Origin of the sequence: Companilactobacillus halodurans (genome assembly GCF_009600995.1) — a bacterium.
Taxonomy (GTDB): Bacteria; Bacillota; Bacilli; order Lactobacillales; family Lactobacillaceae; genus Companilactobacillus; species Companilactobacillus halodurans.
Genome location: NZ_VDFO01000010.1, coordinates 1 through 14545 on the forward strand (window position 1 = coordinate 1; position 14545 = coordinate 14545).

At 35.9% G+C, this 14545-nt stretch carries 10 protein-coding genes and 2 pseudogenes; 9 read left to right on the forward strand and 3 right to left on the reverse strand.

Features of this window, described 5'->3' with window-relative positions; all coding sequences use genetic code 11:
* Nucleotides 1-224: 224 nt before the first annotated feature.
* Nucleotides 225-2192 (forward strand): PTS sugar transporter subunit IIABC, encoded by a 1968-nt coding sequence (locus FHL05_RS03540; RefSeq protein WP_153522018.1) that lies wholly within the window; start codon nucleotides 225-227, stop codon nucleotides 2190-2192.
* A 62-nt stretch (nucleotides 2193-2254) separates the two neighbouring features.
* Here the strand turns inward: FHL05_RS03540 and FHL05_RS03545 are convergent, their stop codons facing one another.
* A complete protein-coding gene (locus FHL05_RS03545) occupies nucleotides 2255-3616 on the reverse strand; it encodes a DUF6056 family protein (protein ID WP_153522020.1) in 1362 nt (453 codons plus the stop codon).
* Nucleotides 3617-3953: 337 nt separating this feature from the next.
* Between FHL05_RS03545 and FHL05_RS03550 the strand changes: the two genes are divergently transcribed.
* The gene (locus FHL05_RS03550; RefSeq protein ID WP_162000191.1) at nucleotides 3954-4496 is read left to right on the forward strand and encodes a GNAT family N-acetyltransferase; all 543 of its coding nucleotides are present in this window, start codon (nucleotides 3954-3956) and stop codon (nucleotides 4494-4496) included.
* A 119-nt stretch (nucleotides 4497-4615) separates the two neighbouring features.
* On the opposite strand, the gene FHL05_RS03555 is transcribed toward FHL05_RS03550, so the two are convergent.
* The gene (locus FHL05_RS03555; RefSeq protein ID WP_153522022.1) at nucleotides 4616-5467 is read right to left on the reverse strand and encodes a MurR/RpiR family transcriptional regulator; all 852 of its coding nucleotides are present in this window, start codon (nucleotides 5465-5467) and stop codon (nucleotides 4616-4618) included.
* 138 nt (nucleotides 5468-5605) lie between these two features.
* On the opposite strand from FHL05_RS03555, the gene gnd reads away from it, so the two are divergent.
* The 6 genes and pseudogenes from gnd (at nucleotide 5606) to FHL05_RS03585 (ending at nucleotide 13030) form a co-directional block, all read left to right on the forward strand.
* Nucleotides 5606-6505 (forward strand): phosphogluconate dehydrogenase (NAD(+)-dependent, decarboxylating), encoded by a 900-nt coding sequence (gene gnd, locus FHL05_RS03560; protein ID WP_153522024.1) that lies wholly within the window; start codon nucleotides 5606-5608, stop codon nucleotides 6503-6505.
* 82 nt (nucleotides 6506-6587) lie between these two features.
* Nucleotides 6588-8122: pseudogene (gene gntK, locus FHL05_RS03565) on the forward strand (gluconokinase).
* A gap of 71 nt (nucleotides 8123-8193) precedes the next feature.
* Nucleotides 8194-9554: pseudogene (locus FHL05_RS03570) on the forward strand (gluconate:H+ symporter).
* Nucleotides 9555-9791: 237 nt separating this feature from the next.
* Entirely contained in the window at nucleotides 9792-10505 is a 714-nt protein-coding gene (locus FHL05_RS03575) for a LysM peptidoglycan-binding domain-containing protein (RefSeq protein ID WP_153385733.1), read from the forward strand.
* A 155-nt stretch (nucleotides 10506-10660) separates the two neighbouring features.
* Complete coding sequence (locus FHL05_RS03580) at nucleotides 10661-12082, forward strand: C69 family dipeptidase (RefSeq protein WP_153385734.1); 1422 nt, start codon at nucleotides 10661-10663, stop codon at nucleotides 12080-12082.
* 168 nt (nucleotides 12083-12250) lie between these two features.
* Nucleotides 12251-13030, forward strand: coding sequence for an alpha/beta fold hydrolase (locus FHL05_RS03585; protein WP_162000192.1), 780 nt, complete (start codon nucleotides 12251-12253; stop codon nucleotides 13028-13030).
* A gap of 239 nt (nucleotides 13031-13269) precedes the next feature.
* On the opposite strand, the gene FHL05_RS03590 is transcribed toward FHL05_RS03585, so the two are convergent.
* On the reverse strand, nucleotides 13270-13704 hold the full coding sequence (locus FHL05_RS03590) for an ACT domain-containing protein (protein ID WP_153385736.1): 435 nt from the start codon (nucleotides 13702-13704) through the stop codon (nucleotides 13270-13272).
* Nucleotides 13705-13841: 137 nt separating this feature from the next.
* Here FHL05_RS03590 and FHL05_RS03595 point away from each other — a divergent pair, with 137 nt between their 5' ends.
* On the forward strand, nucleotides 13842-14543 hold the full coding sequence (locus FHL05_RS03595) for an NAD(P)H-dependent oxidoreductase (RefSeq protein WP_238333986.1): 702 nt from the start codon (nucleotides 13842-13844) through the stop codon (nucleotides 14541-14543).
* Nucleotides 14544-14545 lie beyond the last annotated feature (2 nt).

Sequence of the window (14545 nt, forward strand, 5' to 3'; positions counted from 1 at the left end):
TGGTACAACCGTAAAAGAATTCACAGTGCTTTAAGCTATATGACCCCTAAGCAATTCGAAGAAACCAACGGCTTCAGTTTGTTAAATTAAGAATAGAGTTCGTGTCCGAGGATTTGACTTAAGTCCATATTACGAAACTTGATGTTTATACAGGGATTGATGTAATATAGTTATGTACAAAGATGTAACCGATTACGATTACTTACTTTAAGGAGGTGCTTTTTATGAAAAGTACAGTTAAAATGCTTGCTCCGGTTTCAGGGCAAGTAGTTGAAATGACTGAAGTTCATGATCCGATGTTCTCCGAAAAAGCAATGGGTGAAGGCTTTGGCGTGATTCCTAACTCCCAGAAAGTGGTAGCTCCAGTTTCTGGTAAAGTCATGCTTGTCGCATCCACGAAACATGCCGTCGGTTTGAAGACAGACGATGGACTTGAAGTTTTGGTTCACATGGGTGTTGATACTGTTGAACTAAATGGCGCTCCATTTGAAACGTTCGTTAAAGAAGGAGACAGTGTCAAAGCTGGTGACAAGATTGCTACAATGGATCTTGATGCGGTCAAAAAAGCAGGTAAGGTAACCGATATTATTGTTGCAATTACTAATACTGCAAAGGCTGTAAAAGAGATTCATGTTGAGAAAGGCGATATTCAAGCTGGTGCTGAAGTAGCGACTGTCGATTTGATGGCAGAAGGTGAAGCTACTGCAAAGCCAAGTAAGAATGTTGACTATGATCACCTTGGGAAAGATATCGTGAAAAATGTTGGTGGCGTTTCAAACGTTGATAATGTCATCCACTGTATCACACGTGTTCGTTTCTATTTGAAAGATGATAACAAAGCTAATGACTCGGTTATCAAGAATTTGAAAGGTGTCATAGATGTTGCTAAGGCTGGTGGCCAATATCAAGTTGTTATTGGACCCGCAGTTGAAGATGTCTTCGATGCCGTTGTTAAGGCATTAGGACCTGGTTTTGGTGGCGACTCCGAAGTCAAAACTAAAAAGGAAAAGGCACCTAAAGGTATTTGGCCAAAGACTAAATTCTATTTTAGTGCTCTAATTGGTGTTATTACAGCCAGCATGATGCCAGTTATCGGTTTGTTAGCCGCTTCTGGTATTTTGAAAGGATTATTAGCTTTGATTGTTTCTGCAAAGTGGCTTTCAGAGAAGAGCTCCACTTACATGATCATCAATGCGATGGGAGATTCAGTCTTCTACTTCCTTCCAATTTTAGTTGGTTTTACTGCTGCTAAGAGATTAGGAGCAAATCAAGTTATCATGGGTGTTATTGGTGGTGTACTAGCTTATCCAACACTAGTTACATTGGCTTCTAAAACAACTAGTACCCAAATGAATATCAATGCAAATTTCTTTGGTATTCCAATCCACGTTGCTAACTATACTTACTCAATTTTCCCAATGATTGCTGCAGCATGGTTGGCTTCTAAACTAGAGCCATGGCTCAAGAAACATATTGTTTTGTCATTACGGATGATTCTTAGTCCCTTACTAGAAGTATTTATTGTCAGTGCAATTATTTTAGTTATTGTTGGACCAGTTATCACATTGCTAAGTTCATACTTAGCTAATGGTATCGTTGCTCTATTGAATTTCAGTCCGGTTATTTCAGGAATACTGATTGGTGGATTCTATCAATGCTTGGTTATCTTTGGTTTGCACTGGGCCGTTATTCCGATTGTTGCTAGTCAAATTGCCACAACTGGACACAGTGCTTTGAATGCCATTGTTTCTGTAACAATGGTTGCTCAAGGTGCCGCTACAATGGCCGTCTTCTTCAAAACAAAGAAGAATATTGATATGAAACAAATTGCTGGTGCCGCAACACTTTCAGCCTTTGCTGGAGTTACAGAACCTGCAATGTATGGTATTAATTTGAAATATGGTCGTATCTTCTGGACTGCTAATATTGGTAGTGCCGTTGGTGGATTAATTACAGGTTTAATGCACGTTGATATGTGGGGCTTCGCTGGTTCTCTAATTGGATTTGCATCATTTATTAATCCAAAGGGAATTGATTCAAGCTTTACTGGCTTCCTAGTATCCTCCGCTGCTACAATCGTTGTTGCCTTTATTGCAACATACATGTTCGGATTCAAAGAATCTGACTTAGAGAGTAGCCACGCAGTTGAAAAGGTAAGATTAGGTAGTCGTGAACCTGCACAAGCTAACTAATAGATACAATAAAAATCTTTAAATAAAAAGTAGGAATGCTGTTTTATCAGCACTCCTACTTTTTATTTATAATAATTGTTGAAAAAATAATCTTCAGTTTTAAAAGTCATTTTATTTTTCCAGTATGATGATGATTGCATGATAGGCATATCGTTTAAAAAAACATATTCTGGATATGGAACATGCTTCTTTAAAAGTTTTGATTTGTAAATGAAGGATTCACTTTGAACTCTTTTTGTATTGACCTGATAATTAGTTGTCATCATAAACATAACGAGAGAGTAAGTTACGATAATAAAAATTGAAAAAAGTACCGTCAAGCATTTGATTACATTGGGTTTTGCTAAAGAGATGGCTTCAGTTAAATATTTAATTGCTAGAATAAATAAGAAGATAAATGAACTGAAGTATTCACGAACAAACATTGGTGCAAGGATAAAGAAAAATGGGACTGCCAGAGCTATAAAACTAAATAGGTAGAAGTAAGCATCAATGTGTTTGAAACTATTAAAGATAATAAAAGTTGCGAGAATTAAAAAAATGACAAAGGCAACCCCAATCCAACTATCAATTTTTGCAAAATCATGATTCAGTTTAGTTATTTTATAAAAATAAATATTGATGTGATAATTTAATTGAATATAAATGTTTATTGAAACGTAGTAAGCAGCGAAGAGAAAAGATAATGTCATCAAAGTATATTTAGTGATTTTATTTTTAACTTTTGAGGCTGCAATCACAATTATTGAAAGACAGATGATGGCAATAATTATCCAATTGAAAGTTATAATCCAAAAATGAGTTATATTGGTAAAATTATCAACGAACTTCTCAAATGAGAATGACACTTTTTTATAATGATCGCTGGCGTGATGGTACGATTCATTTGAAAACATAATAAATGAAGAGATTAATCCACCAATTGTATAGGCAATAGTTGGAGCAAGCGATAACTTGTTATTCATAAATAGAATTAATAGGGTAGCTATAATTCCAATCAGTACTTGATACAAAGTCATATGTTCAATAAACAAGCCCCCGATGAGCGGAATAAAAAGATAAATTAATATCGGCAAACGCTTTTGTGTTTCAATGTATTTTTTAAATAAGACAATGAATAAAAGCAATAAACTTATTGGTGGGAAATAGTTAATAAATCCAGCAAACCAAACGTAAATGTGTTGAATATAGCCTAATTGAGATATGACAAAAAATGATAAAGCTAGAACTAGTTGAATGGTTCCTTTATTAAATAATTCCCAAATGCACCAAATAAATAAGGTTATCGTGCTAGCGTAGATGACAGCTGCAAAAACGCTGCTATGCATAATCAACATTTCGGATAGGTTGCCTAAATATCGGCCATTGGAACTACCATCAAAAATTGGCTTGGGGCTGTAAAAGTTATGCTGCAACAGATACATTCCCTTTTTTCCCCACCAAAAAAAGTCATCTCCAACTGGGATGATTAAAAATGAAATTATAAAAAAGTATGAATATATGACAATAAATGCCAATTTACTTAATATTTGTTTACCCCTAAGCGACATTGAAATTGATCCCTCTAAATTCTTTACACTACAATTAATATCATAATCTAAGGATTTTTCTTTTACAATTGAATTTAGCAAGTGAACAAACAAAAAATCCTGAATTTGTGCAAATGGACTAAGAATTTCTTTAAATATTAAATTAATTGTTTATATTGAAAAGATTTGTCATATAATTTAATGACAAGCCTTTTTATTTGGAGGAATTAGTGTGGAAGAAGTTAAAATTAGACAAGCCCAACCGGAAGATTTGGAAGAGTTCTGGGAATTAGCTTTTAGTAATCAAAAGGCTAAATGGACCAAATTAAACGGTCCTTACTTTCATGATGACTTGCCCACTAAAGAAGAATTTTTAAGTGTTTATGCTTATCGAAATTGGATTAATAACAAAAATCATCTTCTCGTGACATATAATGATCAAATCGTCGGTTCAGTTGGAGCTGGTTTTGAAGATCGGTCATTAAAGCACTGGCTTGATATGGGAATTACAATTTATCATGAAGATATGTGGGACAAAAACATCGGTAGTCGAGCTTTGAATTTGTTTATGGATTATCTTTTTAAACTTTATGATTTACCTCATATCGGAATAACTACTTGGTCAGGAAATCCGAGAATGATGCACGTTGCCGAAAAAATAGGCATGAAAGAAGAAGCCAGGATACGCCAAATTCGATATTATCAGGATAAGTATTACGATTATATGGAATATGGGATTTTGCGTTCTGAATGGGAAGAATTGAGAAATAAATAATCAGTAATTGAGTTCTAGGTTGAGATGGTATCTTTACTTAGAATTTTTTTATTAGTAAAAAAGCCAGGACAATCGAAAAAATGATTATCCTGGCTTTTGCTATATCCATATGACGCCACTTAATTTCTGGTGTCATTGATGGTTTTTCTGATTTCTTTAAAAATATTAGTCGTTTGTTGGTCATCTTTCATTGCAGTCAAGACGAATAAAGTATCAATCAAAGAAATTTGAGCAATGATAGCATGCAAAGCTTCATTTTGATATTTAGTTTCTTCAGAAATAGATAGAAGCGTCAAATCAACGATTTTGGTCAAAGCTGAATTGCCATAGCTAGTGATACCGATTGTTTTAATGTTCTTTTCTCGTAATTTTTGAGCTAATTCTAAAGTATCTTTATTTTCGCCACTGTGAGAAATGACGATGGCACAAGTATTTTTTTTGAGCGTCGTTGCTAACATCAATTGCATGTGAAAGTCATTGGCGAACAAAGGGGTTTTATCTGAACGTAAAAATTTATGATAACCGTCCAAAGCTACTAAAGCGGATGCCCCTAATCCAAAGAAGGCGATTGTATCATAATCAGAAATTATTTTAATAGCTTTATCCAATTCCTCTTGAGTGAGGGTGTCCAAGGTTGCATTCAAGGCAGAAATGTTTGATGTAAAAACTTTTTTTGCCATTTCTAACGTGGAGTCGTTTGAATTGATCTCTTGAAATAGGTGATTTCCATCTTCTTTTCGAGTTTGCGAAGTCAAAAGATTTATTTTTAATTCTTGGAAGCTGTTAAAGCCCAGTTTTTTTGCAAAACGAGAAATTGAAGAGATGGAAGAATTAGTTTTTTTAGCCAGATCAGTGATAGTTAAGGATGAACTGGTCTGGGGATGCGTTAGTAAATAATCGGCAATGTCTTTAGATGTACCGGTTAAATTATCGTAATAAGATTTAATTAATATATTTATATTATTCTGCATAAGCCTTACCTCATACTATTAGAATACCATAACAGGTAATCGCTGAAAACTTTTTTTCTAATACATGTTGATTTATAAAAATAATTTTCATATAATGTAATTAATCAATGAAAGCGTTTTACAAAGGAGACTATAATTATGGATTTAGCAATGATTGGTTTGGGAAAAATGGGTATCAATTTGTCTGAAAATTTAATTAGAAATGATAACAATGTTGTGGCTTACGATTTAAATGAAGATGCCAAAAAAGCTGCTGTTAAACTAGGTGCTAAAGTGGTCGACAGTTTGGAAGAAGTTGTCATCAGTTTGAAACGTCCAAGAATTATTTGGGTGATGTTGCCAGCTGGAAAGCCAACGGATAAGACAATTCTTGAGTTGAGTAAAATCTTGGATTCTGATGATATCGTGATTGATGGTGGGAATTCATTTTATCAAGATTCTTTACGTCACAATCAAATTTTGAGTGGCGAAGATATTAAATTCTTCGATTGTGGAACTTCAGGTGGTCAAAGTGGAGCTAATAAAGATGGCAACTTTATGATTGGTGGCGATGATTATGAGGCCTTCAAGTATATTGAACCGATATTTAAAAGCATTGCAGAAAAAGATGGTTATTTATATACCGGAAAAGCTGGCAGTGGTCATTATTTGAAGATGGTCCACAATGGCATCGAATACGGAATGATGGAATCGATTGCAGAAGGATTCGATGTTTTAGAACATAGCCAATTTAAATATGATAACGAAGCAGTTGCTAAAGTTTGGTCAAACGGATCAGTCATTCGCGGCTGGTTGATGGAACTAGCTCAAGATGCCTTTTCTAATGATAAAAATTTGGAACATATCAAAGGCGTGATGCATTCATCTGGCGAAGGCAAGTGGACTTTAGATGAAGCTTTGAAGCTGCAAGTTCCAACTCCTGTCATTGGAATGTCATTGATGATGAGGTATCGTTCCTTAGAAGACGACACTTTCACGGGAAAAGTTGTTTCGGCTTTGAGAAACGAATTTGGTGGTCACGCAATCGAAAAGAAGTAAAATGTCAGTTCTTTTTAAATAGTTGAAAAATTTATGTAATAATATTAATTGTTTAGAAATCAATTTACGAGGAGTTTTATTTATGGAATACATGATTGGTGTTGATATTGGAACGACTAGTACAAAGAGTGTTTTGTATGATATGAAGGGCAAAGTTATTGCATATGCCAATAGTGGTTACCAATTATATCAAGACATACCAGATATGGCCGAAGAAGACCCTGAAGAAATTTTTTCAGCTGTAATTGATGTTTTAGGACAAGTTATTCGTAAAGGAAAAGTTAAACCAGATGAACTAAAGGGGGTTTCGTTTTCATCAGCTATGCACAGCTTGATTTTAATGGATAAAGATGACAAACCATTGACCAGAGCTATCACCTGGGCTGACAACCGTGCCGCTAAATACAGTGAAGAATTGAAGGCTAACGGTTTAGGAGCAGAAATATACGCCAAAACAGGAACGCCGATCCATCCAATGGCTCCATTGTCAAAAATATTATGGTTAAAAAATGAAAAGCCTGATCTCTATCACCAAGCTAAAAAGTTTGTTGATTTGAAGAGTTATGTTTTCTTTAGACTTTTTGGCGTTTATCGGATGGAGTATTCAATCGCTTCAGCAACAGGAATGTTCAATATTTTTAAATTGACTTGGGAACAACAAGCCTTAGATTTATTGGGCATTACTGAAGAACAATTGCCGGAATTAGTTGAACCGACTGATTCGATTTCTGGTTTAAATGAAAGATATTCAGAACTATTAGGAATTTCAACCGATGTGCCATTTATTTTTGGTGCTAGCGATGGAGTACTTTCTAATTTAGGAGTTGGCGCAATCGATCCTGGAGTCGTAGCGGTCACAATTGGAACAAGCGGCGCTGTTCGGGTAGTTGTTGATAAGCCGGTCGTCGATCCGAATGGAAAACTATTTTGCTATGCTTTGACCAAAGATAAATGGGTCGTTGGTGGTCCGGTCAATAACGGTGGGATTGTTTTTCGCTGGGTCAAAGATCAATTGTTTGCTCCTGAAAAGATAACGGCTGAACAAATGCAAGTTTCTACTTATGATATTTTGACGCAAATTGCAGAGAAGATTCCGGCCGGCTCAGATGGATTATTATTCCATCCATATCTCGGTGGAGAACGTGCTCCAATTTGGGATGCTTACGCTAGAGGATCATTTTTTGGTTTGACTAGAAAGCATACGAGAGCACATATGGTTAGGGCTGCTTTAGAAGGAATCGTCTACAATCTTTACATTGTAATGTTGACGATTGAAGGAGTTGCCGGCAAACCTAAGAGTATTCAAGCAACTGGCGGTTTTGCTCGTTCAGCCTTGTGGAGACAAATGTTAGCTGACATTTTTGAACAAGATGTCACTATTCCCGAAAGCTTTGAAAGTTCATGTTTAGGAGCAGCTGTTCTTGGGATGTACTCCTTAGATATGTTGACAGTTTATCGGCTGTAAAAGGCATGATAGGTGTAACTGATGTTCACAAGCCAAATGAAAAGAATTTTGAAGTCTATCGTGAATTATTGCCAATTTGGTTGCGATTATCAAAAGTTTTAGAACCTGAATATAAGAGTATTGCTGAATTCCAGAAGAAACATATGAAATAAAAAAGGGCACGCTTTAAAACGTGCTTTCTTTATAAATATACTTGTAAGCGGTAACAGAAAAGGAGCTAATTATGGACTTTTTAGTACTGATTTTAGGAGTGGCTTTGTTGCTATTTCTAATCATTAAGTTAAAACTCAACACTTTCCTATCACTGATTATAACTTCAATTGTTGTAGGAATTGGATTAGGGATTCCGATGACTAAAATTGCAACGAGTATTCAAGACGGTATCGGTGGACAGTTAGGTGAATTATCGATTGTCTTTGGATTTGGAGCGATGCTAGGTCGACTCGTTGCGGACGCAGGTGGAGCTTTTAGAATCTCACATACTTTAATTGAAAAATTTGGTAAAAAAAGATTGCAATTAGCAATCGTCTTAGCATCATTTATTATTGGGATTGCTTTATTCTTTGAAGTCGGAATGGTTCTATTAATTCCCATCGTCTTCGCAATTGCGCTTGAGGCTGGAGTTTCTATTCTTTATTTAGGGATTCCCATGGCAACTGCTTTGTCGGTCACTCATGGATTTTTACCGCCTCATCCGGCACCAACAGACCAACAGCAATCAGTGCTGTTTTGAATGCTAATGCAGGACATGTCTTGTTGTATGGAGTCTTGGTCGCAATTCCATGTGTTATTGTGGCTGGACCGCTTTATACTAAAGTGGCTCAGAAATTAACTCCTGATGCTTTTGATCGTAAAGGTAATTTGTCAGCATTAGGTCCACAAAAAGAATTTAAATTAGAAGATACTCCCAGATTTGGCATCAGTGTTTTAACATCATTATTTCCAGTTATCTTGATGGCTATTACTACTATTTATCAATTATTATTTAATAATGGATCAGTTCCCAAAAATCCTAGTATCTTAGATTCAATCATTGCTTTTATTGGAACACCTGCTATTACAATGACGATTTCTTTATTAGTAGCGATGTATACGATGGGATGGGCCAGAAGATTTGAGACTCCCACTATCATGAAAAGTTTAGAAGAAGCGGTTAAATCGATTGCTATGCTGCTCTTAGTTATTGGTGGTGGCGGTGCCTTCAAACAAGTTTTGATTGATGGTGGCGTTGGTGATTCCGTTATGGAATTATTTAGTGGCGTTAATATTTCCCCATTGCTACTTGGCTGGTTGATTGCTGTGGTTTTAAGAGTAGCTCTTGGTTCAGCTACAGTTGCTTCATTAACTGCAGCCGGATTAGTTCTACCATTAATGACTTCAGCTGGAGTTAACCCAGCTTTAATGGTTCTAGCAATCGGGGCAGGTTCCTTAGCGGCTTCTCATGTTAATGATGCAGGTTTTTGGATGTTTAAGGAATATTTCGATTTAACCGTTAAAGAAACATTAATGACCTGGACAGTCTTAGAGACCTTGATATCAGTGGTTGGACTGGTCTGTGTTCTTATTTTGAGCGTATTTATTTAAGGATTATTATAAGGATATTCTCATATTTTCAGAATATATCCTAACTATTTTCAAATTTATAAAAAGCAAAATGCCATTAAACCGGCGATAGATGAAACTTTTATTGCAAAACCATTACTTACATTACAGAAATTGGATATTTTGTAACTTGACAGACGTTGTTGTGTAATAAATACTTGTTAGTATATGCAACATAGCAAATGAGGGCTAAACAAATTTAAAGGATGTAATTAATTCATGAAAAAAGTTTTATCTATCGCTTTAGTAAGTACTATGGCTTTAACAGCAATCGCAGCATCAACAAAGACTGCTCAAGCTGCAGTCTCACTCGACAGTAACCATGTTCAAGTAGAAGCAGGTGATACATACAAGAGTATCGCTGCTAACGCTGGGGTAACAATCGCTGAACTTGAACAAGCAAACGGCCGTGAAGTTGGCGGATTTGACTTGATTTTCCCAGGTGAAACAGTAACATTACCTGGTGCTACAGCTGCTCAAGCAAGTACAGATAACTCTGCTACACAACAAGCAACACAAGCAACAACAGAAAATACTGGTTATCAAGCTCCTGCACAACAAACACAAACTCAAGATACACAAGCAACACAAAGTGCATCTCAAACAACACAAACAAACACTAATACAAGTGCTTCAACACAAACATCAACATCACAATCAACTGGTACATCACAAGGAACATACAAGATTTCTTTCTATGATCCAGCTGTCTTAGGTTCAAACATGGGTTACTCCGGTGTTGCCGCTAACCTATCAGTATTCCCTAAGGGTACACAACTAAGAATCACACTTTCTGATGGTACTGTCTTGAACAGAACTGTTAATGATACAGGTACATTTGCATACAGTAACCCTAACCAATTAGATGTTGCTATGCCAAATAACCAAATTCCTTCATACGGTGTTACAACAGCATCTGTTGAAGTGGTTTAATTTAAAATTAAATACTAAATCTCTTAACTTAGACAAATGAGATAAAAAAGACTTGATTAAGTTCAAGTCTTTTTTTTATTAGATTTTTTCTAAGAAAGCCTCTGGTCTAATTGAACTTTTAATCCTATACTAAGGACTATAAGGAGGGGGAACGTATGAAAAATACAAGTTCTGATTGTACCGAAATCCTAGTGGGAAAAGCTGCTAGTATGGATGGTTCCACCATTGTCGCTCGTAATGAGGATGGCTATGGCCCAATTAATCCAATTAAATTTGTCGTTCATGAAGCTAAGACTCAAGAAGATTCCGTTTATACTTCAGTAACTACTGGGGTTAAAGTTCCATTGCCAGACCACGCTTATCGTTACACCGCTACACCACAAGCTGACCAAAGCGATGGTCAGTATGAGGAAGCTGGTATCAATGAATTTAACGTTGGGATGAGCTCAACTGAGACAACTGCTACTAATGCGAGAGTTTTAGGCTATGACCCATTAGTACACGATGGCGTTGATGAAGAAGCCATGTTGACATTAGTTTTGCCTTATATTAAGACTGCTAAAGAAGGAGTTATGCGTCTGGGCAAGCTCCTTGAAAAATATGGTACTGGTGAATGCAATAGTATCGCTTTCAATGATAAGAATGAAATTTGGCTTTTAGAAACAGCCGGAGGACACCATTGGGGTGCAATGCGTTTACCCGATGATACTTATGCTATCGTACCTAACCAAACTGTCATGCAAGAAGTTGATTTAAAGGATACTGATAACTTCCTAGTTGCAACTGATTTGGTCGATTTTGTTGAGAAACACCACTTGAATCCACAACCAGGTCACTTTAATTTCCGTGAAATTTTTGGAACTCAAAGTGAAGCTGATGCTTATTACAACACGCCACGGACTTGGTACGGTCAAAAATTGTTCAATCCAGAAATTGACCAAGAACCAACTGATCAAGACATGCCATTGACAAGAAAACCAGCTAAGAAATTGGCTATTGAAGACGTGGAATTCTTCTTATCTTCACACTACAATGGCACAAAGTTTGATCCATTTGGAACTTTTGCTTCTGGTACCAAAGATGAACAGAAGCAATTTCGTTCAATTGCGATGGACCGAAACCAATGTTCATCAATTTTACAAATTAGAAATGATGTCGACGACAAACATTCAGCAATTCAATGGGTTGCAATGGGCTTTTTTGCTTATAGTCCATATGTACCATTCTTTACTAATATTTTGGACACTCCAGAAGATTATAAGAATACGACAACTGATGTTTCAGTAGACAATGTGTATTGGCTAGAGAAGACCTTGTCAGTTTTGATTGAACCACATTTTCACGAGTATTCAGACACTGTCAATGCTTATCTAGATGCATGTCAATCCTATGCTAGACAACGAGTTGAAGAAACTGATGAAGGTATCCCTGATCAAGATATTTCACAATATCTGACTCAGAGCAATCAAAAAACAGCTGGAGAAATTTCTGCTCGCACACACGCTTTATTTGACCAAATCGTCAAGAAAGGCTTGATGTTATCGAAAACTACTTGGGAAAAAGGTCAAAATTTATAGAATATAAATTTATTGAAGACTCGAAAAAAATCGAGTCTTTTTTGTTGATTAACGAATTAAATGTTTTAATATACTTAATAATATATAAATTCGGTGGTCGCAATGAAAAAATTTATTTTTGTAATTATTGCCATAATAGGTCTCCTTATCCCGGCGGGTTTGCCAACTATGGAAAAAGAAGTTGCAGCTACTTCTAATTCAGAATCAGTTAAAAGACAAGTTCCAACGTTATTTTTTCATGGCTTTGGCGGGACAGTCCGTTCGATGGACTATTTAATCGATCAATCGCAAATGGACGGTTACGCTACTAGAACCTTGACTGTGACGATTAATCGTCAAGGACAAGTTATTAAAACAGACGGAATTTGGGAAAAATCAGCCAAAAATCCAGAAATTCAAGTTTTGTTTGTCGATAATCATGAATCAGATTATCACCACACAGCACGATGGATCGATAATTTATTGAGAATGCTTCATAATAAGTATGGTGTCACCAAGTTCAACGCTGTAGCTCATTCTTGGGGTAATAATGCTGTAATTTATTATTTGCAGCATTATAGTCAAAAGACTAATCAGCCTCAAATTGAATCTTTGGTAAATATTGCTGCACCAATGCAAATTTTGAATCGCGATATTTATCGACGTAATGATTGGCGTTATTCGCAGCAATTAAAAAAAGATTTCCAAACGTATACAGCTCAAGGCTCAACGATTAGAAATCTTCATATTCGAGAATTAAATATTATTGGTCAATTATCTCCAGAAGACCATTTTGACGAAGCTGTTCCAGTTTCCTCAGCAGAATCGCTTAAGAAAATTTTTAAGGGACCAAATCAAACTTATCGAGTAAGACTTTTTACTGGAAAAAGGGCAGAGCACAGTGCTTTAACCAGAAGAAATCCTCGGGTCTTACATGTGATGGAACGCTTTTTATGGGGTCAACCTTAAAATTAACATAACAAATTCATTAATTCGTCACATTTGTTCTTTAAAGTGTCACTTGTAAATTATTAAATAATAAATTAGGTGATATGATGAATTTTTTGATTATGATAGTAGTTTTCTTCTTAGGACTTTTTCTGTTGATGTTTGGAAACTACGTAAAAAATAATATCATCTCAAAACTATTTTATTTTGTCGGCGCTTGCGGTGTTTTATTAGCAATGTACATCGCTTGGCCTAAATGATTATTCAATTGCGATTAGTTGAACGTTATCGACTAAATCCGATTGTCTGATTTTGGCAAGTAAATCGTCAATAGTTCCATTGAGATGACCAATATCAAGTGAAATGACGACTGTGGCCGTATTGTGAATCGGAATATTTTGGTTAATGGTTAAAATAGACGCATTTGATTCAGAGATATCAACGAGTACTTTGGATAAAATACCTTGTTGGTGTTGGAGCATCATAGAGATTACTGCTTTGCGGTCGTTCATTTCTTCGTCAGGTAAAAAAACTAAATCTTTATACTTATAGTAAGTACCTCGACTGATGCCAACGACTTTAACAGCTTCACTGACATTGTTGACTTTCTTGGTTTCAAGCAGGTTGCGGGCTTTTATAACTTTATCAAATGATTCTGGAAGAATTGAACTATCGACGATATAATACCTTTCCATTATTTGCCTCCTCAAACAATTTATATATTGTATAAATTATATCATGCTATTTTGGGCAATTCGCAAAATTTCTTAGATAAATGAGGACGGAAACTGTTAAGTATTTCATTTTTTTGCTATTCTTATGATGATTGGAGATGTTGATTTTGAAAACTTTAGTAGTAGTTTCTCATCCGGAGATAAACAATTCACAAACGCAACAATTTTTATTACAAGGTGCAAAATTGCAAGATGTTATTTGGCATCACGTTGAAGGACTGAGTGAAATTGACGTCGATAAAGAACAAAAATTGTTGATGTCGGCTGATCGAATCATTTTTCAATTTCCACTTTACTGGTATGCCGCACCTTCAGGCTTGAAGAACTGGGAAGATAAAGTTTTAACAAGAAACTTTATTTATGGCGATGATAATGAAAATTTAGGCGATAAAGAATTCGGAATAGTTGTCAGCACCGGGATGCCATTAAAAGATTTTCAACGAGGCGGTACGGAAAACATTACTATCGATGAGATTATGGCTCCCTATCACGCAATTGCTGATCGAGCTAAGATGAAGATTTTGCCAACCTTTAAGATTCCGCAATTTCAATATATGGATGAATCTAAGCAAATGCAATTATTGATTGACTATCAACGTTATCTGACGCAGGCTTATCCTGATAGTTTAAGCAATCGTCAAGCGTGGTTTGAACAAGAATTTGCTGATCGCATCAAGAATTTTGATGACACGGACTGTACTCATTGCGATGCGATTTTGAATACCTTTGCACAGCGTCGTGAAGATATTACTCAATTGAAGAGTACCATCAACTTAATCAAACAAGGGGAGGACGAATAATC